Annotated in this window: 17 protein-coding genes; 8 read left to right on the forward strand and 9 right to left on the reverse strand. The window is 71.5% G+C overall.

The features are described 5' to 3' along the window. Positions 1-57 precede the first annotated feature (57 nt). Positions 58-2,328, reverse strand: coding sequence for a M4 family metallopeptidase (locus ACIQZO_RS21625; RefSeq protein WP_403628339.1), 2,271 nt, complete (start codon positions 2,326-2,328; stop codon positions 58-60). 382 nt (positions 2,329-2,710) lie between these two features. Between ACIQZO_RS21625 and ACIQZO_RS21630 the strand changes: the two genes are divergently transcribed. Continuing rightward, entirely contained in the window at positions 2,711-4,186 is a 1,476-nt protein-coding gene (locus ACIQZO_RS21630; RefSeq protein ID WP_403628341.1) for a sugar transferase, read from the forward strand. Positions 4,187-4,208: 22 nt separating this feature from the next. On the opposite strand, the gene ACIQZO_RS21635 is transcribed toward ACIQZO_RS21630, so the two are convergent. Beyond that, positions 4,209-5,153, reverse strand: coding sequence for a GDP-L-fucose synthase family protein (locus ACIQZO_RS21635; protein ID WP_403628343.1), 945 nt, complete (start codon positions 5,151-5,153; stop codon positions 4,209-4,211). A gap of 399 nt (positions 5,154-5,552) precedes the next feature. On the opposite strand from ACIQZO_RS21635, the gene gmd reads away from it, so the two are divergent. The 4 genes from gmd to ACIQZO_RS21655 all read left to right on the forward strand — a co-directional run bounded on the left by gmd (position 5,553) and on the right by ACIQZO_RS21655 (position 10,692). Beyond that, on the forward strand, positions 5,553-6,566 hold the full coding sequence (gene gmd, locus ACIQZO_RS21640) for a GDP-mannose 4,6-dehydratase (protein WP_403628345.1): 1,014 nt from the start codon (positions 5,553-5,555) through the stop codon (positions 6,564-6,566). Between the two features lie 246 nt (positions 6,567-6,812). After that, complete coding sequence (locus tag ACIQZO_RS21645; RefSeq protein WP_403628347.1) at positions 6,813-9,593, forward strand: DNRLRE domain-containing protein; 2,781 nt, start codon at positions 6,813-6,815, stop codon at positions 9,591-9,593. A 96-nt stretch (positions 9,594-9,689) separates the two neighbouring features. Further along, a complete protein-coding gene (locus ACIQZO_RS21650; protein ID WP_403628349.1) occupies positions 9,690-10,364 on the forward strand; it encodes a hypothetical protein in 675 nt (224 codons plus the stop codon). A 109-nt stretch (positions 10,365-10,473) separates the two neighbouring features. After that, entirely contained in the window at positions 10,474-10,692 is a 219-nt protein-coding gene (locus ACIQZO_RS21655; protein WP_403628351.1) for a DUF6458 family protein, read from the forward strand. Here the strand turns inward: ACIQZO_RS21655 and ACIQZO_RS21660 are convergent. Both ACIQZO_RS21660 and ACIQZO_RS21665 read right to left on the reverse strand, forming a co-directional pair. Continuing rightward, positions 10,685-11,806 carry a glycosyltransferase gene (locus ACIQZO_RS21660; RefSeq protein WP_403628353.1) on the reverse strand — a complete coding sequence of 374 codons (1,122 nt, stop codon included), beginning with the start codon at positions 11,804-11,806 and terminating at the stop codon, positions 10,685-10,687. The genes ACIQZO_RS21655 and ACIQZO_RS21660 overlap by 8 nt on opposite strands. Next, entirely contained in the window at positions 11,803-12,342 is a 540-nt protein-coding gene (locus ACIQZO_RS21665; RefSeq protein ID WP_403628355.1) for a WcaF family extracellular polysaccharide biosynthesis acetyltransferase, read from the reverse strand. Before ACIQZO_RS21665 ends, ACIQZO_RS21660 begins: the two co-directional genes overlap by 4 nt. Before the next feature lie 118 nt (positions 12,343-12,460). Between ACIQZO_RS21665 and ACIQZO_RS21670 the strand changes: the two genes are divergently transcribed. After that, positions 12,461-13,984 carry a hypothetical protein gene (locus tag ACIQZO_RS21670; RefSeq protein WP_403628357.1) on the forward strand — a complete coding sequence of 508 codons (1,524 nt, stop codon included), beginning with the start codon at positions 12,461-12,463 and terminating at the stop codon, positions 13,982-13,984. 155 nt (positions 13,985-14,139) lie between these two features. On the opposite strand, the gene ACIQZO_RS21675 is transcribed toward ACIQZO_RS21670, so the two are convergent. From ACIQZO_RS21675 to ACIQZO_RS21685, 3 genes are read right to left on the reverse strand one after another with little or no spacing between them, the layout of a single operon-like run. After that, complete coding sequence (locus ACIQZO_RS21675) at positions 14,140-15,372, reverse strand: hypothetical protein (RefSeq protein ID WP_403628359.1); 1,233 nt, start codon at positions 15,370-15,372, stop codon at positions 14,140-14,142. Continuing rightward, entirely contained in the window at positions 15,369-17,132 is a 1,764-nt protein-coding gene (locus ACIQZO_RS21680) for a lipopolysaccharide biosynthesis protein (protein WP_403628361.1), read from the reverse strand. The genes ACIQZO_RS21675 and ACIQZO_RS21680 overlap by 4 nt, the downstream gene beginning before the upstream one ends. Next, positions 17,129-18,340, reverse strand: a complete 1,212-nt coding sequence (locus ACIQZO_RS21685) for a glycosyltransferase (protein ID WP_403628512.1) — start codon at positions 18,338-18,340, stop codon at positions 17,129-17,131. Before ACIQZO_RS21685 ends, ACIQZO_RS21680 begins: the two co-directional genes overlap by 4 nt. A 150-nt stretch (positions 18,341-18,490) precedes the next feature. On the opposite strand from ACIQZO_RS21685, the gene ACIQZO_RS21690 reads away from it, so the two are divergent. Next, complete coding sequence (locus tag ACIQZO_RS21690) at positions 18,491-18,994, forward strand: adenylyltransferase/cytidyltransferase family protein (RefSeq protein ID WP_403628514.1); 504 nt, start codon at positions 18,491-18,493, stop codon at positions 18,992-18,994. Here ACIQZO_RS21690 and ACIQZO_RS21695 read toward each other — a convergent pair. Then, positions 18,975-19,697: a CDP-alcohol phosphatidyltransferase family protein gene (locus tag ACIQZO_RS21695; RefSeq protein ID WP_403628363.1), complete on the reverse strand. Its 723-nt coding sequence runs from the start codon at positions 19,695-19,697 to the stop codon at positions 18,975-18,977. The two genes, ACIQZO_RS21690 and ACIQZO_RS21695, sit on opposite strands and share 20 nt — an antisense overlap. A gap of 145 nt (positions 19,698-19,842) precedes the next feature. Continuing rightward, on the reverse strand, positions 19,843-22,179 hold the full coding sequence (gene glgX / locus ACIQZO_RS21700; protein ID WP_403628365.1) for a glycogen debranching protein GlgX: 2,337 nt from the start codon (positions 22,177-22,179) through the stop codon (positions 19,843-19,845). A gap of 182 nt (positions 22,180-22,361) precedes the next feature. On the opposite strand from glgX, the gene ACIQZO_RS21705 reads away from it, so the two are divergent. Beyond that, positions 22,362-23,582: an Ig-like domain-containing protein gene (locus tag ACIQZO_RS21705; protein WP_403628516.1), complete on the forward strand. Its 1,221-nt coding sequence runs from the start codon at positions 22,362-22,364 to the stop codon at positions 23,580-23,582. Positions 23,583-23,610: the final 28 nt, after the last annotated feature.

Raw genomic sequence — 23,610 nt, forward strand, 5'->3', positions numbered from 1 at the left:
CTCCCGGGCGGCCCCGTGATCTATCTGCTCAGCCGGTGTTCACCCTGACCCGGTGGGTCAGAAGGTGAGCTTCCAGCTGTTGATGTAACCGGTGTCCAGGCTGGCGGCGTCCCTGACACGGAGCTTCCAGGTGCCGTTCGCGACCTCGGAGGAGGCGTTCACGGTGAACTGCTGGACGATGTTGTCCGCGCTGCCGCCGGTGCGGTTGCGCAGGTTGTAGACGCTGCCGTCGGGGGCGATCAGGTCGACCACCAGGTCACCGACGTAGGTGTGGACGATGTTCACGTCCACCTTGAGGGCGCTCGGGGCGTTGCCCGTGCGCGTCACGTTGATCGGGGACTCGACGGTCGCGTTGTCCGCGATCTGGTAGTCCGTGGTGTTCTCGAAGACGTTCGGCTGCGTGGTGCCGACCGTCCAGGTGAACGCCGCGGTACCGGTCTGGTTCTGCGAGTCCCGCACCGTGACGGTCACGTTGGACGTGCCCGCGGTGGTGGCGGTGCCCGAGATCAGGCCGTTGGAGGCGTTGATCGACAGCCCGGCCGGCAGGCCGGTCGCCGAGTAGGTCAGCGCACCCGGGTTCGTGCTGGTGGCCTGGACCTGCAGGCTCACGGCACCGCCCGTGACGGTGCTCTGGTTGGCGATCGGGGTGACCGTGACGCCGTTGGAGATGCGGGATCCGACGGCGATGCCGGCCCACGCGTTGGCGACGTTGTTGTAGACGGTCGAGCCCTGGCCATAGAGGTCGGCCGCGGCCTTCAGGGTCTGGACGCGGGCGTCGGCGTAGTTGGTGTTCGACTTGAAGTAGCCGACCGTCAGCGCACGGAACCAGATCTTCGAGGCGGCGTCACGGCCGATCGCGGTGACGGGCAGGTTGTCGGCGGTCGGCGAGTTGTAGCTCACGCCGTTGATGACCTTGGCGCCCGAGCCCTCGGAGGCCAGGTAGTACCAGTGGTTGGCCGGGCCCGAGGAGTAGTGGACGTCGATGCCGCCGAGGCCCGAGTACCAGCTGTCCTTGGACGAGCCGTCCTTGCTCGGCTTGTCCATGTAGCGCAGCGGGCTGCCGTCGCCGTTGATGTCGATCTTCTCGCCGACCAGGTAGTCGCCGATGTCCTGCGGGTTGTTGGCGTAGAACTCGACGGCCGCCGCCATGATGTCGGAGGTCGCCTCGTTCAGACCGCCGGGCTCACCGCTGTAGGTCATGTTGCCGGTGACCGAGGTCAGACCGTGGGTCATCTCGTGCGCGGCCACGTCGGTGGAGGTGAGCGGCTTGTTGTTGCCCTCACCGTCGCCGTAGGTCATGCAGAAGCAGGAGTCGCTCCAGAACGCGTTGACGTAGGCGTTGCCGTAGTGGACCCGGGTGTACGGGGCCACACCGTCGTTGCGCAGGCCGTTGCGGCCGTGCACGTTCTTGTAGTAGTCCCACGTGGCTGCCGCGCCGTAGTGCGCGTCCGCGGCGGCGGTCTCCAGGTTGGCGGCGGTGCCGTTGCCCCAGACGTCGTCCGGGCCGGAGAACAGGGTGCCGGTGCCGGAGCCGGAGCCGCGGTTGAGGTTGTACGTCTTGTGGTTGCCTCGCGCGGCGTCGGTCAGGTTCCAGGTGCTGCCCGACTGGGTGGTCCCGAGAGTGACCTGGCCGCTGTACATGGTGTTGCCGGTGCCGGTCTCGATGGCCTGCCACTCGGTGATCTTGGCGCCGGTCTTGGCGTTGGTCACCACGTGGAGCTCGTTCGGCGTGCCGTCGTGCTGGAAGCCGCCGACGACGGTCTCGAACGCGAGGACCGGCGCGCCCTCGGCCGCCCAGATCACCTTGCGGGCGCCCTTGGAGGCCTTGGCCTCCTTGGAGCCCTCGGCGCCTGCGGCGGCGACGGCCTGGCTCTCGGCGGCCGCCGGGGTCACGGTGGCGCTGGTGTCCGCCACCTTGATCTCGTGGTTGGTGGCCTTGGTGACGCTCTTGGTGACGCCGTCCTTGGCGTGGACGGTGAGGTCACCACCGAGGACCGGGAGTCCGTCGTAGGTGCGCTCGTAGGTCGTGTGCGTGGTGCCGTCCGCATCCTGGACCACGTCGCGGACGACGAGCTTCTCGCCACCGCCGAGGCCGAGGGCCTTGGCGGCCTGCACGGTGGTGGAGTTGGCATCGGCCAGGAGCGTCGCACGCTCCGAGGCGCTGAGTGAGCGGTTGGCGGCGCCCGGGTTCGCCTGGGCGGCCTTGGGTGCCTGCGACGCGGTGGCGTCGGCGGTCGCGGTGCCGGTCTGTATACCTACGGCGAGCAGGGCTGCCGCGGCAACGAGCGCGCCGGCTGCGGTGGCACGCCTCTGGGGGGTGGACCTCAACGCAGACTCCTTCTGCAAGGGGGGTTCCGGATGGCTGGGTGGGCCTCCGGGCAGAACAGGGCTGGTGCGATGAACGGTCGAAGATTGCCACTCGCAGCCGCAGATGTCAGGGCCGCGTCAAAAGGTTGGCCGGAAACGGTCCGTTGTTCGAAGATGCGTCTCCGGTATCCGGACCATTCACCTTCGTATGCGTCTTGCACCGTCCGGCATGCGGAATGCCTGGTACCGGTTGCTAACACTTGCGCAACAAGAGGCTGCGTTGACCCAAACGGCATTTACCGTACGGGTGTTTGTCGTACTGTTTCCCGGTGCGGCAGATGTTCGGTGCCAGGGGAGGCCATGGACACCTGCCACTGTCATAGACCACGTGCCAGGGGGGCCCATGAGGCATGTCCATTTTCCTGCGCAAAGAGTGGCCAGAGCGGCTCGGGAGTCCCTTGCGCCCGTACGGCGCCTCGGAGACAAAGCCCGTTGGTACCGCCCTGCCGCAGTCGCCGCCGATTTCCTCGGCGCCGCGATCCCCGTAGGACTCGTCTTCGATGCCGCGCAGCAGGTCCGGCCGGTCTACTGCGCCCTGGCCGCCGCCGTGGCGTGGACCGGAGTACAGGCGCTGCGCCGACGCTACGCGGCCCGGGCGCTCGGCGAGTCCCGCGGTGTACTGCCCGTCGTCCATGACTGGCTGATTCTGATCGGCGTGCTGGCCGTGGCGCGCGTGGTGACCGAAGAGGCCACCCCCCGGCTGTCCGCCCTCGGGGCCCTGCTGCCCGCTCTGCTCATCACCGTCGCCGTCCACAAGCTGACCTACCGTCACCTCTCGGCCGCCCGCCGCGAGGCCCAGGCCGTGAGCCGCGTCCTGGTCGTCGGCGAGCCCGACGCCGCCGAGGACGTCATCGCGCACCTCGCCGCCCGCACCGACCACCCGTACGTCGTCGTCGGCGTGGTCCCGGTCGGTGCCGGGCCCCTCACCAGCGGCGTACCCGTGGCGGCGCGGCTCGACGGCAGCACCTGCGAGAGCCCGAACGGCGACTCGGCGGCCGTGCTCGGCGCCGTCGCCAGCCACCACGCCGACCTGGTGCTCGTGGCCCCCGGCGTGCGGATCACGGGGGAGCGGCTGCGCCGGATCGCCTGGGCCCTGCACGACGCGGGCCTGGAACTCGCCGTCTTCCCCGGTCTGGTGGAGGTATCCGTCAAGCGGCTGGAGACCCTGTCCGCGGGCGGGCTCGCCGTGCTGCGCGTCGCGCCGCCCGTCAGCCGCGGCGTGCAGACCCTGCTCAAGTCGGCCCTGGACCGGGTGGGAGCCGCGGTCGGACTGCTGCTGCTCTCCCCGTTCTTCCTGGGGATCGTCATGGCCATACGGTTCGGCTCGCGCGGCCCGGCCTTCTACAGCCAGCGGCGGATCGGCCGCGACGGGGTCCCGTTCGTCATGTGGAAGTTCCGCACGATGGTCGTGGACGCCGACGCCCTGAAGGCCGAGCTGTCCCAGTCCAACGAGAACGACGGCCTGATGTTCAAGATGCGCCGCGACCCCCGGGTCACCCGGGTGGGCCGGCTGCTGCGCCGCACCTCACTGGACGAGCTCCCGCAGCTCGTCAACGTACTGACCGGCAACATGTCGCTGGTCGGCCCGCGCCCGCCGCTTCCGGAGGAGGTGGCGAAGTACGACGAGGTCGAGCTGCGCCGGCTCACCGTACGGCCCGGGATGACGGGACTGTGGCAGATCAGCGGACGGTCCGACCTGTCCTGGGACGAGACCATCCAGCTCGACCTGCAGTACGTCGACAACTGGTCCTTCACCAGTGATGTCGACGTCATGGGCCGCACGCTCCGCGCCGTCGTCGACGGTCGCGGAGCGTACTGAGGAAGCTGGGCCGCCTGTGCGATCAGCTCTGCTCGCGCCACCACCGGTAGGTGGCGGCGATACCGTCCCGCAGCGGGACGGCGGGCTTCCAGCCGAGCGAGGTCAGGCGGCTCACGTCCAGCAGCTTGCGCGGGGTCCCGTCCGGCTTGGACGTGTCCCAGGCGAGCGTGCCGCGGAAGCCGGTCACCTCGGCGACCGTCTCGGCCAGCTCCTTGATGGTCAGGTCCTCGCCGCAGCCGATGTTGACGGGCTCGTCGCCGTCGTAGCTGTTCAGCAGGACGGCGCAGGCCGCGGCCAGGTCGTCCACGTGCAGGAACTCCCGGCGCGGGGTGCCCGAGCCCCACAGCGTGACCTCGTCGCGGCCCGCGGCGGCGGCCTCGTGGAAGCGCCGCACCAGGGCCGGCAGGACGTGCGAGGTCTCCAGGTCGAAGTTGTCGCCCGGGCCGTAGAGGTTCGTCGGCATGGCCGAGATGTACGAGGCCCCGTACTGCTTGCGGTAGGACTGGACCTGGACGATGCCGGCGATCTTCGCGAGGGCGTAGGCCTCGTTGGTCGGCTCCAGCGGGCCGGTCAGCAGCGCGTCCTCGCGGATGGGCTGCGGGGCAAGCTTCGGGTAGATGCAGGACGATCCGAGGAACAGCAGCCGGCCCACGCCGGCGGCGTGCGCTCCGCCGATCACGCTGAGCTGGATCTGCAGGTTCTCCTCGAGGAACTGCACCGGGTACGTGCTGTTGGCCATGATCCCGCCGACCTTGGCGGCGGCCAGCACCACGGCGTCCGGGCGGACGTCCTTCAGGTAGGCCGCGGTCGCGGCGGCGTCGCGCAGGTCGAGGTCGGCCCGGCCCCGGGTGAGCACCTCGTGGCCGTCGGCGGTGAGCCGCCGGGCGACCGCGGAGCCCACGAGGCCGCGGTGGCCCGCGACGAAGACGCGGGCGTTCGGGGGCAGGAGCGGCAGCGAACTTGTCATACCGCCGATGATGCCAGTCCGCTGCCGCGCGGGTGGCAGGGGTCCACGGGCGCGGACTCCGGCCCCCGGGCCGCAGCCCGCCCCGGGTGGACCGCTCGGGCCCGGACGTCGTTCCCGCCCCGGCCCGGCGGCCGGGGCGGCGCCGGGGCCGGCCGACGCCCCGGCCGACGCCCCGGCCGACGGGCCGGCGACCGGAACCAGGGACGGCCCGGCCCGCGTCCGCTCCGGGCAGGGGCGTCCGCCCCGCCGGGAGGGCCCGGGAGGGGCCGTGTACGGTATCGCAATCCGGCCCCCGGGCCGCGGCCGGGCCGTTCGGTGCGACGCCCGAAGGCCCGCTCCGCACCCACCCCGAGGCGCAGCCTCACCACGACCGACAGCAACCACCTTCAAGGGGACCCCATGGGCAAGACCGCACTGATCACCGGAGTCACCGGACAGGACGGCTCGTACCTCGCCGAGCTCCTGCTCTCCAAGGGCTACACGGTGCACGGTCTCGTGCGGCGGTCCTCCAGCTTCAACACGGAGCGGGTCGACCACATCTACCAGGACCCGCAGACCGCCAACCGGTCCTTCGTCCTGCACCACGCCGACCTCTCCGACGGCGTCGCCCTCGTGAACCTGCTCCGCGACATACGCCCCGACGAGGTCTACAACCTCGGCGCGCAGTCCCACGTCCGCGTCTCCTTCGACGCCCCGCTCTACACGGGCGACGTGACCGGCCTCGGCGCGCTGCGGCTGCTGGAGGCCATCCGGGCCAGCGGTGTCGACACCCGCATCTACCAGGCCTCCTCCTCCGAGATGTTCGGCGCCACCCCGCCGCCGCAGAACGAGGCCACCCCGTTCCACCCGCGCAGCCCGTACGGCGCCGCGAAGGTGTTCGCGTACTGGACCACGGTGAACTACCGCGAGGCGTACGACATGTTCGCCGTCAACGGGATCCTCTTCAACCACGAGTCCCCGCGCCGCGGCGAGACCTTCGTGACCCGCAAGATCACCCGCGCGGTGGCCCGTATCAAGGCCGGTCTCCAGGAGCACCTGTACCTCGGCAACCTCGACGCGGTGCGCGACTGGGGCTACGCGCCCGAGTACGTGGACGCGATGTGGCGGATGCTCCAGCAGGACGAGCCCACCGACTACGTCGTCGCCACCGGGGTGGCCGCGACCGTCCGCGAGTTCGTCGAGTCCTCCTTCTCGCACGCCGGCCTCGACTGGGCCGAGCACGTTCGCTACGACCCCAAGTACGAGCGCCCGAGCGAGGTCGACGCCCTCATCGGCGACGCCTCCAAGGCTCATGACCTGCTTGGCTGGAAGCCGACGGTCCTGGTGGCGGAGCTGGCGCGGATCATGGTCGACGCCGACATCCGCCAGGTCGAGGACCAACTGGCGGGCGTGACGGTCCGGATCGATCGCTGAGGCCTTATATTTCCCCTACGGTTTGCCGTGTTCCGGTCATGCGTCGCAGCTCTGCGAGGGTATGGCCGGGGTAAACCTGCCGTATGTCCCTTGTGCACCCTCCATGCTGAACCTGTTGATTCCAAGTTGGTATGCAATGGGTCAAGAGAGGTGACCGGGCCTTCATGTGAGCCCTAGTCTGCGCCAGTACATATGGCTGTTCGGATAGTTTCAGCCATCAAACCGGGCGATTGCCCTGGGGGGCTCATGCGTAGATCCAGAGGGCTGACTGCTGCCCTCGTTCTGTCACTGGCCGGTGCGGGTACCGGCATAGGCCTGGTGTTGATGCCTCAGGCGTCCGCCATCACGCCGCCTGTGGCATTCACCGCCGACGAGCTGCCCACCTGGCAGCCCAACGGCATCGTCTGGGCCATGGCCCAGGCCAACGGCACCGTCTTCGCCGGCGGTACCTTCTCGGCCGTCCGCCCGCCCGAGGGCGCGGCAGGAGCCGAGCAGGACGCCGTGAACTTCGTCGCGCTCGACGCCGCGACCGGTAACCCCACCTCCTGCAAGCTGGCCTTCACCATCGGCGACGGCACCGCGACGGTGCGCACGCTGGTCGTCTCGAAGGACAAGAAGACCCTCTACGCGGGCGGCTCCTTCGGCGCGGTCAACGGGACCCCGGTCTCCAGCCTCGCGGCCATCGACATCGCGAGCTGCACCCCCAAGGCATCGTTCCACCCGAGCTTCCCCGCCACCGTGCGCGCGCTCGCGATCACCGACGACACCCTGTACGCGGGTGGCGACTTCAACACCGTCGAGGGCCAGACCCGCGAGCGGTTCGCCGCCGTGGACGCCTCCTCCGGTGCGCTCAAGCCCTTCGTCGCCAACGTCGACGAGCCGGGCCGCGCGGTCGAGGTCACCCCCGACGGCAAGAACGTCCTCCTCGGCGGAGACTTCTTCACCGTCAACAACTCCAACAGCCACGCCCTGGCCGTGGTCAACGCCACGACGGGTGCGGTCACCAAGACGTACAGCAACATCCCGTCGAACTCGGTCATCAAGGACATCTCCACCGATGACACGGGCTTCTACACGGGCCACGAGGGCTCCGGCGGCGGCGTCTTCGACGGCCGCATCGGCCTGCGCCTGAGCGACTTCACCGAGAAGTGGCGCGACCGCTGCCTCGGCGCCACCCAGTACGTCCTGCCGTACGAGGGCGTGCTCTACAGCTCCTCGCACGGGCACGACTGCTCCACCGAGCTGGAGTTCCCCGACGGCAAGCGGAACTTCCTGCTGGCCCAGCCGACCAACCACGAAGGCGCCGCCCCCGCGCCCGTGGACGGGTTCGTGCGCGGCCCCGGCAAGCTCGGCTGGCACCCCACGGCCAACGACGGCATCGGCGAGGGCATCGGCCCGCGCGTCATGTCCGTGGCCGAGAAGAACGACGTCAAGTACATGTGGGTCGGCGGTGAGTTCACCCTCATCAACGGCAAGGCCCAGCAGGGTCTGACCCGCTTCGCCTCCACCGGCGACGTCGGCGCCCCGACCACCCCGGTGGCCAGCGCCGGCAGCGTCAAGCCCGGCGAGGTCCAGGTTCGCTGGCGCACCAGCTACGACGCGGACGACAGCAAGCTGACGTACCGCATCTACCGCAACGGTTCGTCCACCCCGGCCGCCACGGTCACCGCCAGCTCGCTGGAGTGGTCGCGTCCCCAGGCCTCCTGGAACGACACCACGGTCAAGGCCGGCCAGGCCTACACCTACCGGGTGACCGCGACCGACGCGGCGGGCAACACCAGCGCGCTGTCGGCCGTCGCCTCGGTGACGGTCCCGACCTCGGTCCAGACCTACCCGAACCAGGTGCGCACCGACGGCGCCCAGCTGTACTGGCGCTTCGACGACACGGTCCGCCCGTACGTCGCGGACTCCTCCAACGGTGGCAACACCAGCGGCATCCAGCTCAACGCCCCGGCCCTGCGCCAGACGCCCGGCGCGGTCTCCGGCAGCAGCACGGCGATGGGCTTCAACGGGACCAGCCAGCAGGTGTACAGCGACCACCGTCAGACGGTCGGCAGCACGTTCACCGTCGAGACCTGGTTCAAGACGAACACCACGCGCGGCGGCAAGCTGATCGGCTTCGGCAACAACACCGACCGCAACAGCGGCTCGTTCGACCGCCAGATCTACATGACCAACACCGGTCGTCTGGTCTTCGGTGTCCACAACGGCTCGATGCGGACCGTCTCCACGGGCCTCTTCGAGACGTACAACGACAACAAGTGGCACCACGTGGTCGGCACCCAGGGCCCCGGCGGCATCACGCTGTACGTCGACGGCCAGAACAAGGGCTCGCTGAACGCCGGCAGCACCGCCGCCTACGCGGGCTTCTGGCACGTCGGCGGTGACAACCTCTCCGGTTGGCCGACCCGCCCGACGAGCAACTTCTTCGCCGGTCAGATCGACGAGACGGCCGTCTACCCCTCGGCGCTCACCCAGGCCCAGGTCAAGAGCCACTTCGACCTGGCCAAGGCTCCCACCGACTCGGTCTCCGCGGTCAAGACGACCGAGGACACCTACATCAACCAGGGCGCCCCGAGCACCGCCTACGGCACGTCCACCTCGCTCGCCGTGCGCGGCAGCGGCTCGCTGTACGAGTCGTACCTGCGCTTCAACCTGCCGGCCGCCCCGGCCGGGCAGGTCCTGAAGTCCGCCTCGCTGCAGTTCAAGACCAGCACCCAGACGGGCGCCGGCACCGCCGACACCGTCAAGGTCGTCCCGGTCACCGGCACCTGGAGCGGCGCGGGCACCACCTTCAACACCAAGCCCACCCTCGGCACCACCCCGCTCGGCAGCATCGCGGGCGTGCCGGACGGCTCCGCCGTGCACAGCGTGGAGCTGGACACCACCGCGCTCTCCGCGGTGCTGGGCAGCAGCTACAGCCTGGGCCTGACGAGCACGGGCACCGACCCGCTGTGGATCTGGTCCTCCGAGGCCACGGCGGCGGAGGGTACTCCGCAGCTGGTCCTCACCTTCGGCGCGAAGTAAGCGACGAAGACCGGAACAACCGCCTTACGGCGTGCGGGGCCCGGCTCTCATGGCCGGGCCCCGCTTGTACACCCCCTTGAGTACGGGAGCCATCCGATGTACCGACGCTCCGCAGCGGCTGCTGTCCTGCTGACCGCCGCCCTGACGCTCACCGCCTGCAGTTCGGGCGGGGACAAGGCCGACTCCGGCGCCAAGCCGAAGCCCCCGGCCTCGTCGGCGGCCCCCGACCCCGCGGACACCCCGCAGCCGTCGGGCTCCGCGGCCGACGCGAAGCCGACGGGTCCCGTCCTCCCCGACGCGAAGCTCACCCCGAAGACGGGCAGCTTCACCGCGCAGGAGAAGAAGTACCTGAGCGGGCGGGTCCCCGAGAAGATGGACCCGGCGGCCGTCCTGCAGACCGGCCAGGAGGCCTGCCAGCGGGTGGCGCGCACCGCGAAGCGCGACAAGGACGCGGCGACCGGCGCGGTCATCACGGGCGAGATCGCGGGCGCCAAGGACGCGATCAACCTGCTGTGCCCGGACCAGAAGCCGATCCTGGCCGCGGCGGAGAAGGGCTTCGCCGAAGGCCCCCGTACCTCGCCCGCGGCGGGCAACTACCGGGCGCTGACCCAGGCCACGAATTGCACCTGGGAGGCCAAGGGCAAGGACGGCTCCGTCCTCGCCTCGGGCCCCGAGACCCCGCCCAAGGCCGGCGACAAGATCACGGCGACGATCCCGGCGGGCACGACGGAGTTCAACTCCGCCAACTGCTACGCCTGGATCCCCGCGTAGCCGAAGCACCGACGCCCCCGAGGACCGGACTCCCGGCCCCCGGGGGCGTTTTCGTACCCGGAACCGGGGTACTCGCGCGGTCACAGCCATGACAGCGGAAGGCGGACCCATGGGCATCGGCGGATGCATCGTCCTGATCGTGGTGGGTGCCATCCTCACCTTCGCCAGCGACTGGGAACTGGAGCGCGTCAATCTCGACCTGGTCGGCCTGATCATGATGGCGGTCGGCGGCATCGGCCTGGCCGTCTACACCAGCATCTACAAACGCCGCCGCACGGCGGGCGCCGCGATCCCGGTGGTGGACGAACACCGCCGCGACGTCATCTGATGCAGCGGCGGATGCCCTCGTAGACCGGGAGGAGGGTGTCCAGGACGGCGTCCATGGAGAAGGACTCGGCGGCCAGTTCGCGGGCGGCGTGGGAGGCCTTGTGGTTGGCCGCCGGGTCGAGGAGGTCCAGGATCGCGGCGCGGACGCCCACCGGGCCGGGGTCGACCGCGTGGCCCGCGCCGGTGCGGGCGATGTCGCGGGCCAGGCCGTTGGAGTGGGTCACCACCGTCGGGACGCCGACGGAGAGGGCTTCCAGTACCGACATGGGGAACGGCTCGTCCACCGAGGGCAGGACGTAGACGTGGGCCCGGCGCAGTTCCGCGAGGACCTCCGCGCTGGAGAGCGCCCCCGGGACCGTGAACCGGTCGGTGAGGCCCAGTTCCCCGATGCGGGCCCGTACGGCGGCCAGCTCGCCCTCGTCCGGCCCCGCGACCGTGAAGTGGGCGTCGGGGTGCACCGCGAGGACCGCCGGGGCCGCGTCCACGAAGTCCACCGGCCGTTTACGGGCGTGCAGGCGCGCCGAGTACAGGATGCGCGGCGGGCCGCTCAGCGGGGGCCGTTCCTCCTGCGCCGGGGTGCCGTTGACCAGGCGGACCGCCCGCGCCAGCGGAGCGCCCACCACCGCGTCCAGCCCCTCCCGCTCGTGCGGGGTCAGGTACAGCACCGCGTCCGCGCCGCGCAGCAGCCGGCGGACCGCCACCGCGTCCAGCACCTTCGCCAGCAGCTTCTCGCTCGGGTCCACCATGCCGTGGGTCTGGAGCACCAGCGGCTTGCCCGCCCGCAGCGCCGCCAGGGCCACCGGCAGCGTCACCAGGTCGCGCGCCAGGTGGACGTGTACGACATCGGCGTCCCGCACCAGCCGGCCGGCCGAGGCCAGCAGGGCCGGCGAGGTCATCCCGCTGAAGCCGAGGGGGAGCAGCCGGCGGGCCGGGAACAGCTTCGCCGAAACGCCCTCCACGGACGTCGGCCACTCCTCGAAGCCCTCGCCGAGCGCGAGCAGCCGCGCCTCGTGGCCCCGGCCCCGCAGCCCCTTCGCCAGGTTCAGCGCGACCCGGACCGGACCGCCGAAGGCGTGCGAGGGGGAGTGCAGGGTGACGGCGTGCAGGACTTTCACTTGGGCTCCTCGACCGGGCGGCGCTGCCCGTCCTGGGTCTGCAGGGTCAGTGCGGGAAGGTTTCTGTGAACCACCGAACCGGCGCCCGCGACCGCGCAGCGGCCCAGCGTCACCCCGGCCAGCACGGTCGCCCGTACGGCCACCCACGCGCCGTCCTCGACCACGATCGGCGCGTTGCGGTAGCGGAAGTCGGCGGCCCGGTGGTCGTGCGAACCGGTGCACAGCATGGCCTCCTGCGAGACGCACACGTTCGCCCCGAGGGTCACCGGCTCCAGGTTCAGCAGCCAGGCACCCTCACCTATCCAGGTGTTGTCCCCGACGGTGAGCTTCCACGGCCACAGCACCCGCACCCGGTGCCGGATCAGCACGCCCTCGCCGATCTTCGCCCCGAAGGCCCGCAGGAGCGCCACCCGAAGCCGCGCCGGACAGAACCAGCTCATGAACAGCGTGTTCATGACGGCGAACCAGAGGGCCTGCGTCAGCAGCCCGCGCCCCTTGTCGTACCCGGCCAGCGTGAAGGAAGGAAGATCCCGCAACTGTCGCCCCCATCTGCTCCCCGGACTCCCTCCGGGGGACCCCCGGCCACCGCCTCCCCGGGCGTGGCCCGCTCAGACTAGACTGCGCGCGGACCAGGCACATCGGGTGGGGGCGGCAGTGACGACGGACATACGCAAGCCCTCCGCAGCACCCGCGAAGCAGCCCGCTCCGTCCCCCTTCGAGGACGAGAGCCTGTGGGGGCGGGCCACCCTCCCGCGCACCCTCCTCTCGCGCGCGCTGTCCGTCCCGCTCGCCCTCGGATTCACCGTCTTCCTGCCGCTGTTCGTCGCGCTCCAGTCGGGCGCCGGCGCCCGCGACGCGGCCTTCTGGCTCCAGCTGCTGCTCACCATGTACGCGGGCGCCCGGCTCTCCGCGATGGTGCTCACCAGCCGCCGCAAGCTCCTCCAGGGCTCCTTCTGGCTGTTCGTCTACATGGCGATGGGGGTGGCCCCGCTCGCGCAGGCCGTCCTGGGCCAGGTCCCCACACCGGTCGTCGGGCCGCGCTCCGACCTGACCGTCGCCGTCGGGCTCGTGCTGCTCGGCTGCACGGCCTTCGACGTCGGCGTGCTGCTGGCCCGGCACCGGCCGGCCGGGCGCGCGGGCGGTTCCCAGAAGCGGTCGAAGCCCGCCATGGCGCACCGGCACCGGCTCCAGCTCCTGACGGTCCTGTCGTTCCTGTGCAGCGCCGTGTTCATCATGAAGCTGGGCGGCCCGACCGTCTTCTTCTCCAGCCGCCAGGAGATCATCGCCGGTATCGAGGAGGCGGGCGTCTCCAACGGCGACGGCCAGGCCGGCCAGGCCCTGCTGCGCGGCTTCGGCACCGTACCGGCGCTGCTCGCGCTGCTCCTTTACACCCGCTGGCTGATCACCTCGAAGTTCGCCCGCCGCAAGGTGTCGATCATCGTCACCTGGGCGGCGCTCGCCGGCCTCAACCTGATCGTCAACAACCCGATCTCGAACCCGCGGTACTGGTTCCTGACGGTCATGTTCGCGCTGCTGTTCACCGTCTTCCCGGTGAGCGCGGCGATGTACCGCGTCGCGCTGTCCATGGCGGTGGTCGTCGCGCTCCTGATCTTCCCCTTCGCGGACCGCTTCCGCTACGACGAGAAGAACTACCGGCCGGTCGAGACCACGTCCTTCCTGGAGCCCATGGCTCTCAAGGACTACGACCAGATCGGCATGTTCGCGAACACCATCACCTTCTCGAACTCCGGCCCCGGCCACTTCTACGGCCGCCAGCTCGCGGGATCGATCTTCTTCGCGGTGCCGCGCGCGGTATGGCCCGGCAAGCCGCGGGACACGGGCGTGATGGTCGGCCAGTGGATGGGCACGGTCAACACCAACCTCTCCTCGCCGATCTGGGCGGAGCTGTGGCTGGACTTCGGGCCGCTGGGCATGGGGGCGGGGATGCTGGGCATGGGGTACGCCTCGGCCCGCGTCGACCGGCGCTACGCGAAACGCGCGACGCGGCGCAGTCCACCGGGCAGCCTGATCTCGGTGGTGGTCCCACTGGTCGCGGGGTACTCGTTCATCCTGCTGCGGGGGCCGCTGCTCCAGGCGTCGGGGCGGGTGGCGATCGCGGCCCTCTGCCTCGCGCTGGTGGCGACCTACCGCACGGACAGGTCCACCACCCTGCGCTAGGCAGAGCCCGGTAGGGAAGCCCCGCCGGCGATTGAGGCGCGGGTCCGGGCGGCGCCCGGGAAACGGCGAAAGGGCGGGGCGGGAGAGGCTCCGCGCAGCGGATCAGGCGGCGACGGACCCGCGGCCCGGCCGGATTCAGCGCTCCGCGCAGCGGCTCACGCGGCGGGAGTCGATGTCGGCTCGGGTTCGCGGGACGCGGCGGCGGCCGGGAGGCGGGTGACGCGCCACCAGGCGGCCAGGGCCTTGAGGGCCGAGCCGGCCGCCAGGCCCCACGCGGCGCCCGCCACCCCCCACACCGCGTACCCGCCGAGCAACAGCCCCACGGACAGCAGCGAGAAGACCACCTGCAGGGACAGCGTGGCCTTCGGGGCCAGCACCCGCAGGGTCAGCAGCGCGCACGTGCCCAGCCCCATCACGGCGTACTGCGCCCCCGTGGCCGGCAGCAGCGCGGACGCGCCCGCCCAGGTGTCGCCGAGGAGTTCTTGGCCCAGCCGGTCCGGCAGCAGGTACAGGGCCGTGGCCCAGCCCGCGCCGACCGCCGCCAGTACGAGTCCCAGCGCGGCCGTGGCCCGGACCGTGGCCCGCTTGCCGCCGAGCCGCCCGAGTACCGGCGGCCCGAAGGCGTTCGCGGAGTTGAACAGCACGTTCAGCGGCCCGAAGAGCGTGGTCGCACCCCGCAGCGCGCCGACGGCCAGCGGTGTCGCGAAGACGCCGAGGCCCAGAACGGCGAGCTGGCTGGAGCCGTTGCCCACCGCGAACTCGACCACGAACCGCTGCCCGAGGTGTCCCCGCCGCAGATACGGCCGCAGGTCCGCGCGGGCGCCGCGCACGTACGGCCGCAGCAGCCACAGCCCCAGCCCGAGCGCCGGCAGCGCGGAGAGCCCCCACGCGAGGACCAGGCGTCCCGCCGAGGCCCCCTCGGGCTGCACGGCCAGCGCCGCGACCACGCACACCAGGCGCAGCGCGTCGGCGGCCAGCGCCCGCTCGGGGGCGCGCAGCGCGGAGAAGCAGTACCGCAGGCCGTCCTGGAGGAGCACCAGCGGCAGTACGAGGCCCAGCGCGAGGAAGGCCGTACCGGTGGCCCCGGCCAGCGCGAGGCCGACGACGAGCAGCAGCGCGCCCACGGCGGCCGACGCGGCGGCGGTGAAGCCCACGGCCGAGCGGCACTCGGCGCCGAGCCCGTGGCCCTTCTCCAGCACCAGGCTCTGGCCGACGTAGGCCATGTTCAGTCCGAGGAGCACGCTGAAGGTCACGTACACCATGGAGAAGTCGGCGAACCCGGCTGCCGAGGACAGCCGGGCGGCCAGCACCAGCACCAGGATGTTGGTGGCGCTGGAGGCGGCCTGGTCCAGGACCGACGCGACGGCGGCGAGGCCGCGTCGGCTCATCTGCGGCCCATGCGGACGGTGCGCAGCGCGACGGTGTCGGTGCCGTCACCGGGGATGTGCTGTTCGGGCTCGGCCACTTCGTAGGGGATCGGCTGGGGCTGCGGTACGGGCTTGCCGGACTTCGCGGCGGCCTGGGGCCCCGCGCCGGAGGCGACCGGCGCCGGGCCGGCCGTGTCCTTGCCGCGGCGCTTCTCGCCGGGCAGCGGCGCGTGCAGCACGGCGCCGAGCACGGTGCCGCCGGCGCCGCTGATCAGCTCGCGGATGCGGGACAGGTCGGTGCGGTGCACGGCGCGCGGGTCGCAGACGACCAGGACGCCGTCGACGCGGTCGACGAGGGCGAGGGCGTCGGCGTACGAGAGCACGGGCGGCGCGAGCACGACGACCGTGGAGTTGGGGGAGTCCGCCTCGGAGATCAGCCGGGTGGCGCGGGCCGAGGTCAGCGAGCGCGGGACGTTGCGCGCCCGCTCGCCCGGGATGAGGTCGAAGGATCCGGACTCCCCGGCGTCCACGACGAGCTGGCGGCCGTCGGGCCACTCGGTGTCCGCGTGGCGTCCGCCCGCGGACGGGCTGCCGGGGGTCTGGCTCCAGCGCGGCCGGCCACCGGCGTCCGTCGGCAGCTGGCTGGCCAGTACCGGGGTGCGCAGGTCGGCCTCGATGAGGAGGACGTCCTTGCCGGTCTCCGCGAAGGAGGCGGCGAGGTTCACGGCCACCGCGGCGGCGGTCTCGCTGCTGCCGCGCGGGGCGACGACGAGCAGGCGGCGCCGGTCGGCGAAGCGGGCGTCGTAGGCGAGGCGGAAGGCCACCGAGCGGTACTCCTCGGCGAGCCGGGGATCGGCCTCGCCGGCGGCGAGCAGCGGTCCGCCGCCCGTCCGGTCCCGGGGCAGGTAGCCCAGGACGGGTGCGCGCAGCGCCCGGGCGACGTCGCCCTCGGAGCGCGGGGCCGGATCGAAGACGAGGCGGACCCAGGCGGCCAGCAGGCCGAGCGCGAGGCCGACGGCCGCGCCGAGCGCGAGCGACATGATGACGCCGGGGCCGTCGGTGGCGGTGGGCGCGGTCGCCGCGCTGGTGACGCGGCCCGGGGTCATGTCCAGGGCCTCGAGCTTGGTGATCTTGGTGTTGTAGCCGCCGACCTCGCTCTGCAGGTCGGTCTTGGAGGAGCTGGCGGCGTCGCGGCCGGCCCCGGCCGGCATCCGGGCGATCTCCTTCGACAGCTCGTCGAGCTGCTTGGCGATCGGGTCGCGCTGCTCCTTGTACCCCTTGACCATCTTGTCGCGGGTGGCGTCCAGGGCCTCCTGCCGCTTCAGCAGGTACGCCTCGGTCATCGTGTTGGCGCGCTTGGCGGCCTCCTTGGGGGAGTCCGCCGTGTACGTGAAGCGCAGCACCATGGTCTGCGGCGGGTTGGTGACCTGCAGCCCGCTGCGCAGGGCGGCGAAGCCGGACGCGCCCACGCCCAGCTTCTTCGCCGCCTCGTTGGCTATGGAGGAGCTGAGCGCGACCTGGCGCTCCGAGCCGATGTTGATCGCCTTGTCCGGGGCGAGGCTGGGGTTGAACGGGTCGTCGGTGGGCGCGCGCAGGACGACGTCGGCGGTCGCGACATAGGTGTCGGCCGTGGATATGCCGAGGTAGACGCCGCCCAGCAGACCTACTCCGATGCCCGCGCCGATGAGCCTGCGGTAGCGCAGGAGCTGCCGGAACTGATCTCTCAGGAGATCGGGTTCGTCGTCGGCCGGTGCCGCTGCAGGGCGGTTCGTCTCGATCACGGCCGGGTTCCCCCAAGTGCTTCGTCTATCAGTGCGTCGATGCGGGCCAGGCCCGCTTCGCGGCTCAGATGGGCCGCCACGTGGCGGGGTCCGGCCGCTCCCAGTGCGTCCGCACCCTCGGGGTCCTCGGCCAGAGCCCGTACGGCCTTCAGCAGGGCCTCGGGGTCCTCCGGCGGTACGAGTACCCCCGCGCCCGAACGTTCCACCTCCTGGGCGGTCCCGCCCTCCGCCGCCACGGAGGCGACGACGGGCCGGCCGGTCTGGAAGTAGGAGGTGAGCTTCGACGGAACGCTCATGTCCAGAACGGCTGCGTGCTGCGTGACCGCGAGAACGTCCGCCGCCGCGAGGATATCCGGGAACTCGCCGTCAGCGGCAGGGGGGATGATGTCCAGATTCGGCACATCCGCCGAGAGGTCGGCCAGAGCGGACCGCTGGCTGCCGTCGCCCATCAGGACGAAGCGGACGCTCGGATCCAGCCGGGCGGCGCCGACGAGGACCTCCAGACCTTGCTTGAGGCCCATGTTCCCGGAGTGCAGGACGACGGTCTCGCCGGGGGCCCAGCCCAGGTGGTGGCGGGTCTCCCCGCGCGGCTTGGTGGGCACGGACACGTGGGACCAGTTGGGGACGAGGCGGATCTTGCCCGGGTCCACGCCCATGCCGACGACCCGGTCCACGAAGGTCTCGTGTATGACGCCGACGAGGGTGGCCCGCTTGAGGGCGTACGCCTCGGCGCGGCCGGCGATCGCGGCGGCCTTGTCGCCGCCGCTGATCCCGCTCTGCGCGGCGGCGGCGCCCATCAGGTCCTGGACGACCGGGATGTACGGGACCTTCCACCGCGCCGCGAGCCGGGCGGCGAGCACCCCGCCGGCCAGGCTGGGCATCTGGGCGAGGACCGCGTCGGGCTTCGGCATCCGGGGCGGGGCCACGGCGCCGTGCAGCAGAATCGATCCTTCAAAAAGAGCGCGCTTCACGGCGGTCTGGCGCGGCGGCACGGTGTGCGCACGCCGGTGCACGGTGACCCCCGCACGCTGTTCCGTGCGCTGGAACGCGCCCTTGTATTCCGGTTCGAGCGACCATGCCGGGTAGTGCGGCATGCCCGCCAGCACATGGGTCTCGTGACCGAGATCCGCCCAGTGCTCCGCGATCTGGGTCGCGTACGGGCCGATCCCCGCGTGCTCCGGAGCGTAATTGGTGGAAACCAGCAGCATGCGCCGGTGACCGGATCTGGACACTGAGCGTCCCCTTCTCCCCTGGATGATGCGCACGTCACCCTATTCGTTCACCAACGTGGTGCGGAACGTGCACGCTATTGTCTGCTAATCCGCTGCACCGGGGGGTGTGGCTGCTGGGGGTAAATGATGACGGAGCATGACATGTCCGACCTTGCTGCGCCTGCGCGCAGGCCGTATCGAGTCGGCTATGCGCCCGGCGCCTACGATCTGTTCCATATCGGCCATCTCAACATCCTTCGGCACGCCCGGAGCCAGTGCGACTACCTGGTCGCAGGAGTGGTCTCCGACGAGATGGCCGAGCTGGCCAAGGGGCGCCGCCCGATGATCCCGCTCGTCGAGCGCCTGGAGATCGTCCGCAGCGTGAAGTACGTCGACGCCGCCTTCGTCGAGACGGTGCCCGACAAGGTGGAGACCTGGAAGCAGGTCCGCTTCGACGTCATCTTCAAGGGCGACGACTGGCGCGGTACCCCCAAGGGCGTCCGGCTGGAGAAGGACTTCGCCGCCCACGGCGTGGACGTCGTGTACTTCCCCTACACCGTGCACACCTCCAGCACCCAGCTGCGCCGGGCACTGGACGCGCTCGCTGAACCGGCCGCGGCCCCCGGCCAGGTCACCGGCGAACGGCGCTGAGCTCCCGGAACCACTTCGCGAGGAACGCCAGCAGGAACAGCGCGGCGACGGCGCCCAGTCCCGCGTACGCCCAGGTGAACAGCTGCCCGCCGCCGAGCAGCACGAACACCAGGCAGAAGACGCCGTAGTCCACGGGCAGCAGGGCCACCGCCCGCGCGGTCGACGGCGCGGCCGCCGGGCTCCCCGGGGCCGGCTTCGGCTTGAGCTTCTCGGTCAGCAGCCCGCCGAAGAAGGTCACCACCGCGGCGAACTGGAAGCCCAGCGGCACCAGCAGCCAGCCGTCCCCGCCCGTCCCGTACGCCTCGGGGAAGCGGTAGAAGGCGATCAGCACGCAGGAGTGCAGGGCGGTGAGCTTGGCGGCGTCCACGACGTGATCCAGCCATTCGCCCGCCGCGCTGCCGCCCCCGCGCAGCCGGGCGAGCTGCCCGTCCGCGGAGTCGAAGGCGAAGCCGACCGCGAGGGCGGCCCACACCGCGATCCCCAGCCCCCACGAGGGTGCGGCCAGCGCGACCGCGGCCACGGCGGCGAAGCTGAAGGCCGCACTGATCAGCGTCACCTGGTTCGGGGTGAGCCCCAGCGCGTAGGAACCGGCGGCCAGGTACCGCCCCAGCGGCCGGTTCACGAAGCGGGAGTAGAGCGAAACCCCCTTCGCCGACTTCTGCGCCCCGCGCAGTTCCTGCAGCGCGGTCGTGACTCTGCCCATGCAGGGACCCCCTCCGAGACGATGTCGAACACATCATCGCAGGACGAACGAGGATGCTGGTTCCGGATGTGCGGGTACGTCCGGAACCAGCGCGACGGGCCGCGCAGACCCGGGTCGCCCCGGGTCGCCACGGGTCTTCCGGGCCTCAGCTCACCACCTTCAGCAGCAGCACCGACCGCGCCGGGACCGTCAGGGTCCGACCGCCGCGGTGACGGGTGCCGGGCGGGGCGGACTGGGCCTCCAGGGAGGTGTCCAGGACGACCTCGTACTCCTCGGCCCACGGCGCCCCCGGCAGCAGCCACGGCACCGGCCGGTCCCCGGTGTGCAGCAGCGCGAGGAAGCTGTCGTCCGTCACCTGCCGGCCCCGCTCGTCACGGCCCGGGATGTCCCGCCCGGACAGGTACATCCCCAGCGCGGCGGCCGGCGCGTACCAGTCCCGCTCGGTCATCTCCGCGCCCGCCGGGGTGAACCAGGCCAGGTCCCGCAGCCCGTCCGCGCCCTGGGAGCGCCCGGAGAAGAACGCCCGCCGCCGCAGCACCGGATGGGTGTGGCGCAGCCCGATCAGCCGGGAGGCCAGGGCGAAGAGGGACTGCCAGTGCGGATCCTCCAGCAGCGACCAGTCCACCCAGCCCGTCTCGTTGTCCTGGCAGTACGCGTTGTTGTTGCCGTCCTGCGTCCGCCCGAACTCGTCGCCGGCCACCAGCATCGGCACCCCCGTGGACAGCAGCAGGGTGGTGAGCAGATTGCGCAGCTGGCGCCGGCGCAGCACGCCGATCCGGGGGTCGTCGCTCTCGCCCTCCGCCCCGCCGTTCCACGACCGGTTGTCGTTGGTCCCGTCCCGGTTCTCCTCCCCGTTCGCCTCGTTGTGCTTGCGCTCGTAACTGACCAGGTCCCGCAGGGTGAAACCGTCGTGCGCGGTCACGAAGTTCACCGAGGCGTACGGACGCCGGCCGCCCCACGCGTACAGGTCGCTCGACCCCGACAGCCGGTAGCCGAGATCCCGCACGTCCGGCAGCGCGCCCCGCCAGAAGTCCCGTACGGCGTCCCGGTAGCGGTCGTTCCACTCCGTCCACAGCGGGGGGAACGCGCCCACCTGGTAGCCGCCCGAGCCCACGTCCCACGGCTCGGCGATGAGTTTGACCCGCCGCAGTACCGGGTCCTGGGCGATCACCGCGAGGAACGGCGACAGCATGTCCACGTCGTGCATCGACCGGGCCAGCGCCGCCGCCAGGTCGAAGCGGAAGCCGTCCACCCCCATCTCGGTGACCCAGTAGCGCAGCGAGTCCGTGATCAGCCGCAGCACGTGCGGGCGCCCCGCGTGCAGGGTGTTCCCGCAGCCGGTGTAGTCGGCGTAGCGCCGCTGGTCGGACTGGATCCGGTAGTAGCCCCGGTTGTCGATCCCGCGCAGCGACAGGGTGGGACCCAGCTCGCCCGCCTCCGCCGTGTGGTTGTAGACCACGTCGAGGATGACCTCGATCCCGGCCGCGTGCAGGGCCCGGACCATCCGCTTGAACTCCCCGACCTGCTGCCCGGTCGTACCGCTCGCCGAGTACCCCGCGTGCGGGGCGAAGTAGCCGATCGAGTTGTAGCCCCAGTAGTTGCGCAGGCCCCGGCGCAGCAGGTGGTCCTCGTGCGCGAACTGGTGCACCGGCAGCAGTTCGACCGCCGTCACCCCCAGGCTCGTCAGGTGCTCGATCGCCGCCGGGTGCGCGAGGCCCGCATAGGTGCCGCGCAGCTCCTCGGGAATACCCGGATGGCGCATGGTGAAGCCGCGCACGTGCAGTTCGTAGATGACCGAATCGGCCCACGGGGTCTTCGGCCGGACGTCGTCCGCCCAGTCGTCGTCATCGTGGACGACCACGCCCTTCGGGACGAAGGGCGCCGAGTCCCGGTCGTCGCGCACGGTGTCCGCGATGTACTGCTGCGGCCAGTCGCGGACGTGCCCGTACACCTCCGGGGGCAGCGTGAAGTCGCCGTCCACGGCCCGCGCGTACGGGTCCAGGAGCAGCTTCGCCGGGTTGTACCGGGCGCCCGTCCAGGGGTCCCAGCGGCCGTGCACCCGAAATCCGTACCGCTGCCCCGGGCGTACGCCCGGCACGAATCCGTGCCAGATCTCGTGGGTGTGCTCCGTCAGCGCGCAGCGCGTCTCGGCGCCGGCCTCGTCGAAGAGACAGACCTCCACCGCCTCCGCGCCCTGCGCCCACAGGGCGAAATTGGTGCCCGCGGTCCCGTCCGGACCGTGATGGAACCGGGCCCCCAGCGGATGCGAGGACCCCGGCCACACCGGTGCCCCCGGGTGGGTGTGCACCCGTGCCACCTGGCCCCTGACCTGGCCGTTCGTTCGCTCTTTGGGCCGCTCCTCGGGTCGCTCGATCGGTCGGCCGTCGATCTGCGGTACGGCTGCGGCGGCCTGGCCGCCCCGCACCGCTTCGACGGCATTGCTGACGGCTTCCACCGCCTCCTGCTCGGCTGCGCTCGACACTGCCCGCCTCCACGGCTCCTGGGTACCGGCGGGGGTAGGGGAGAGTGCGGCCCCGGCGTCCCGGCCTGGGCCCGCCCCCGTCTGGTCCTTCACACTGTTCTGCCCGGACAGTTCTGCCCGGAACGTGGCCCGCACTCACGTTTCCCCCGCCGCGCCCGGTCGTTGGAGGGATCGTGACACTTCTGACGAGGCGGGCAGGGGCGGGCTTGGCCGCCGTGGCGGCATGGGCGGGCCTGCTGGGCGGGCTGGCCGGATGCACCCAGGACGGCAGGGCCCCGGTCGAGATCCAGCTGCCCGGCAAACCCCGCTCGCCGGACGAGGCCATCCGCATCACCCCCGACGACAACGCGAAGGGGGTGCCCGCCGACGGCCGGCTGTCGGTCACCGTGCCCGAGGGCCGCCTGGAGCGGGTCGTGGTGACCAAGGTGGAGGACGCGCAGCGGGAGCAGGTCGCCGGCGCCATCGCCGCCGACGGGCTCAGCTGGAGCCCCGAGCCCGCGTCCGCGCGGCTCGCGCTCGCGGCCAAGTACACCGTGGACGCCGTCGCCCTCGACGGGCACGACCGCCGCCAGGCCCGGCACACCACCTTCACCACCTACGTTCCCGAGGAGCGGTTCATCGGCTACTTCAAGCCTGAGAACCGCTCGACCGTCGGCGCCGGGATGATCGTCTCCTTCCGGTTCAGCCGTGCCATCGAGCGCCGCGCCGAAGTGGAGCGCGCCATTTCCGTCACGTCGGATCCGGGCGTGCAGGTCGTCGGCCACTGGTTCGGCCGGGAGCGGCTCGACTTCCGGCCAAAGGAGTACTGGAAGTCCGGCACCAAGGTCACCGTGAAGATGGACCTGCGCGACATCGAGGGCGCGCCCGGCTCGTACGGCATCCAGGACAAGACCGTCACCTTCACCGTCGGCCGCTCCCAGGTCTCCACCGTGGACGCGGACGCGCACACCATGGAGGTCCGCCGCAACGGGGAGCTGGTGTCGACCGTGCCGATCAGCGCCGGCGCGCCCAAGACCACCACCTACAACGGGAAGATGGTGGTGATGGAGATGTTCGACGTCACCCGCATGAACGGGCAGACCGTCGGCTTCGGCGGCGAGTACGACATCCCCGACGTCCCGCACGCCATGCGGCTCACCTCCTCCGGGACCTTCCTGCACGGCAACTACTGGTCCAGCCCGGACAGCTTCGGCACCACCAACCTGAGCCACGGCTGCGTGGGCCTGCGCGACGACAAGGGCGGCGGCTCCGACACCCCGGCCGGCTGGTTCTTCGACCGGACCCTCGTCGGGGACGTGGTGGAGGTGGTGAACTCGCAGGACAAGACGGTCGCCCCCGACAACGGGCTGGGCGGCTGGAACATGTCCTGGGCGGACTGGGTCGCCGGGTCCGCCATCGCCTGAGCGCCGACGGCCGGCCCCGGCTCCCGGC

Source organism: Streptomyces sp. NPDC097617 (assembly GCF_044761485.1).
GTDB lineage: Bacteria > Actinomycetota > Actinomycetes > Streptomycetales > Streptomycetaceae > Streptomyces.